Source organism: Succinivibrio sp. (assembly GCF_045124615.1).
Classification (GTDB): Bacteria; Pseudomonadota; Gammaproteobacteria; order Enterobacterales; family Succinivibrionaceae; genus Succinivibrio; species Succinivibrio faecicola.
The window spans coordinates 1-2,973 of the sequence record NZ_JBGVMC010000292.1 but is presented as its reverse complement, the minus strand read 5'-3'; the positions used below and the strand labels follow the sequence as shown (position 1 = coordinate 2,973).

5 protein-coding genes are annotated in these 2,973 nt (G+C 40.6%); all 5 read left to right on the top strand.

All coding sequences use genetic code 11. The annotated features are described in order from the left end of the window. Positions 1-902 (top strand): Clp protease ClpP (locus tag ACJML3_RS07610; protein WP_406022051.1); only part of this gene is annotated, 902 nt, incomplete at its 5' end. A gap of 15 nt (positions 903-917) precedes the next feature. Beyond that, a complete protein-coding gene (locus ACJML3_RS07605) occupies positions 918-1,271 on the top strand; it encodes a head decoration protein (RefSeq protein ID WP_406022049.1) in 354 nt (117 codons plus the stop codon). Between the two features lie 15 nt (positions 1,272-1,286). Then, entirely contained in the window at positions 1,287-2,342 is a 1,056-nt protein-coding gene (locus ACJML3_RS07600) for a major capsid protein (protein ID WP_406022047.1), read from the top strand. Between the two features lie 2 nt (positions 2,343-2,344). Next, entirely contained in the window at positions 2,345-2,545 is a 201-nt protein-coding gene (locus ACJML3_RS07595) for a hypothetical protein (protein WP_406022045.1), read from the top strand. Continuing rightward, the gene (locus ACJML3_RS07590) at positions 2,542-2,853 is read left to right on the top strand and encodes a hypothetical protein (RefSeq protein WP_331853138.1); all 312 of its coding nucleotides are present in this window, start codon (positions 2,542-2,544) and stop codon (positions 2,851-2,853) included. Before ACJML3_RS07595 ends, ACJML3_RS07590 begins: the two co-directional genes overlap by 4 nt. The last annotated feature ends 120 nt before the right edge of the window (positions 2,854-2,973 follow it).

Below are 2,973 nucleotides of genomic sequence, written 5' to 3'. Positions count from 1 at the left end.
TATCAAGACACAAGGCCGGCATCACAATTCACGTGACCGGCCTTGCTGCTTCTGCTGCAACACTGATTACTTCCTTAAAAAATGCAAAGACAGTAATCAGTAAAGGTTCTCTGTTCATGATTCACAATCCAATGTCTAGTGCATATGGAAATGCAGAAGAACTTGAAAAGCAGATTGATGTTCTCAATAAATGCGCTGAATCAATGAGAAGCATTTATATGGAGAAATCAGGACTTGATGAAAAAGAGATCAAATCTCTCATGGATGCAGAAACCTGGTTTACCGCTGAAGAAGCTGTAGAGAAAGGTTTTGCAGATGAGATTGATAACAGTGAGCAGGTATCTGCTTATATGAAAGACGATCACATTCTGGCCATTGCAGGCAAAGAATGGGATTTACAAAACTTACGTAAACCATCTAAGGAGATGTTAATGAGTAAGAAACCAGAAGATCCAAAGCCTGCAGCAAAGGTAGAAGATACTCAGATTGTTGCAAAGGCAGAGGAACATAAAACAGAGGCTATGACAGCAGAGAAATTGAATGCCGAACATCCTGATCTGTTCAAAGCAATTGTTGCTGAAGCAGTTCTTTCAGAACGTAAGCGTATTCAGTCACTGTCAGAGATTGACAACGGTGCAAATCATGACTTGGTAATGAAGGCAATGTTTGAAGAGCCAATGACAGCAGAGCAAGTTGCCATTGAGACTATCAAAATGCAGAAAAGCCAGAGTGATAAACATGCAAAAGCATTAACTGAGGATGCTCAGGCTTTAGCAGGTGATTTATCCGGTGCTGATAATGCAGAAGGCGCTCTGCCTCAGGATAAGGATGCTGAGTCACGTGCTCAGTTGGTTGCTGCTGTTCATTCACAGCTGGCAAAAATCAACGGTTATAAAAAATAATTTAGGAGATTAAAAATGGCTGATTTAATTAAAACTGAGTCAACTGAGTATGACAAGTTATTTGCCGGTCTAAATCGTGATGAGATTAAGACTTTTCCTGTAGTTGTTGCATCAGGTCAGAACTTAAAGCGCGGTGCTTTAGTGACCTTTGCAAATGGTAAGGTATCTGCAGTTTCTGCAGCAAATGGTGATACCCCTGCAGATGTATTTGGCATTCTTACAGATGATGTAAATGCTTCAGATGCAGACACTGAAGGTGTTGTATATGTTAACGGTGACTTTAATAAGGCAGCTGTGATTGTTCCTTCAGGGGTTAACATTGAGGACTTTGTTAAAGCCGCTCGTAATGTTGGAATTTTCTTACGTTAATAGGAGATTTTTAAGATGACAGTTTCTTTATTTGAACCTCGCACAATGATGGAGATGGTCAACTCTGAGTATCGTGCCCGTTCATTCTTGCGTGATCGCTATTTTTCAAATAAAAAGACCTTTAATACTGCAACTGTTGATATTGATATTAAAGGCCCTGGTAAGCGTTCACTGGCTCCATTTGTAAATCCTCGTATTGGTGGAACTTTAGATTTACGTAATGGCTTCAAAACCTCTACCTATAGACCTGCTTTTATTGCTCCTTACCGTGTATGCACTGCAGAGGATGCAATGCAGAGATTACCAGGTGAGCAGTTATATTCAGGTCGTTCTCCTAATGAGAGAGCAGCTGCAATTCTGGCTCAGGATTTAAATGAGATGGATAAGGAGATTACACGTACAGAAGAGGTTATGTGTGCTCAGGCCTTAACCACCGGTAAGATTCTGATTAAGGGTGAAGGAGTTGATGAGTATTTAGACTTCTGGAAAGATTTGTCTTCAGCTGAAAAGCCAGCTGGTACCGTATCAACCTTATGGACTGCTGCAGGTGCCGATCCTCTTAGTGATTTACGTACTGCATGCCGTAAGATTGCACAGAAATCCGGTTTAACTCCAGTAGAGATGATTGCCGGTTCTAAGGCTATTGATGCGTTACTGCATTCTCTAAAGGGAGATAACACTGCATTAAATTCACGCAGAATTGACTTAGGTCAGATCGATCCACGTGAATTAGAGGACGGTGTTTCATATGTGGGTGCTTTACGTTTACCAAACTTAGACATCTTTACCTATGATGAATACTACTATGATGTAGCTACTGGCACTGAGAAACCAATGATCCCTGAGGATTCCGTGCTGATTGCCTGCCGTGGAGTAAAGACCACCAGAGCATACGGCTTAGTTGATATTATCAATGAGGCAAACAATACTCATCAGTTCGTAGAAGGTGATCGTGTTGCAAGCTCATGGTTGCAGCGTTCAAATCCTGCAGGACGTATTGTGCAGTTAAAATCAGCTCCTCTGATGATTGTTAACGAGCCACTGGGCTTCTACATCTTAAAGGTAGCTTAATTATGGACGTAAGACTAAAGTCTAATGTTCTACATAAAGGGGTAGTTCTTGAAACAGGAACTACCTTTTCTTTATCTGATAAGGAAGCATCAGATTGGATTGAGCGAGGTCTTGCAGAAAAGATTGTGCTTGATACCAAAAATGTAAAACAGACTAACACTGAAAAGGCTTCTGAACCAAAAACAGGGCGCAGTAAAAAATGAATCTGAAACAGACTTTCAAAAAAGATTTAGACACTTTTATCAATGATGGTGAATTTGCTGATTACTGGACTATTAACGGAAAAAGCGTAAAAGCAGTTATTGATAATTCTGTTGTAAATACTTTTGAGAAAGCTCAGATTCAGGGTGTTTTTAAGGCTACTGCAGTGGTTTACATCAGGCAGGGGGACTTATCTCCTCTGCCCCTTGTAAATTCAACAGTAACCATTAACAAACTGCATTATATCTGCAGAGATGTGCAGGTAGAGCAGGGAGTTGACATCTTAACGCTTGAACAGATGGAGCAGTAATATGGGAAATGATTTTATTCGTCTTGATGAAGATTCCATTGCCCATATGACGTCTTATCTTAAAGCTATGCCTCAGGCTATACCTAAAGCAATTGCAAGGGCAATGAACAGAGCAATCAG

Bases quoted from the DNA above. Each gene is read 5' to 3' on its own strand.
- ACJML3_RS07590 (WP_331853138.1), top strand. From the start codon at position 2,542: ATGAATCTGAAACAGACTTTCAAAAAAGATTTAGACACTTTTATCAAT.
- ACJML3_RS07595 (WP_406022045.1), top strand. From the start codon at position 2,345: ATGGACGTAAGACTAAAGTCTAATGTTCTACATAAAGGGGTAGTTCTT.
- ACJML3_RS07600 (WP_406022047.1), top strand. From the start codon at position 1,287: ATGACAGTTTCTTTATTTGAACCTCGCACAATGATGGAGATGGTCAAC.
- ACJML3_RS07605 (WP_406022049.1), top strand. From the start codon at position 918: ATGGCTGATTTAATTAAAACTGAGTCAACTGAGTATGACAAGTTATTT.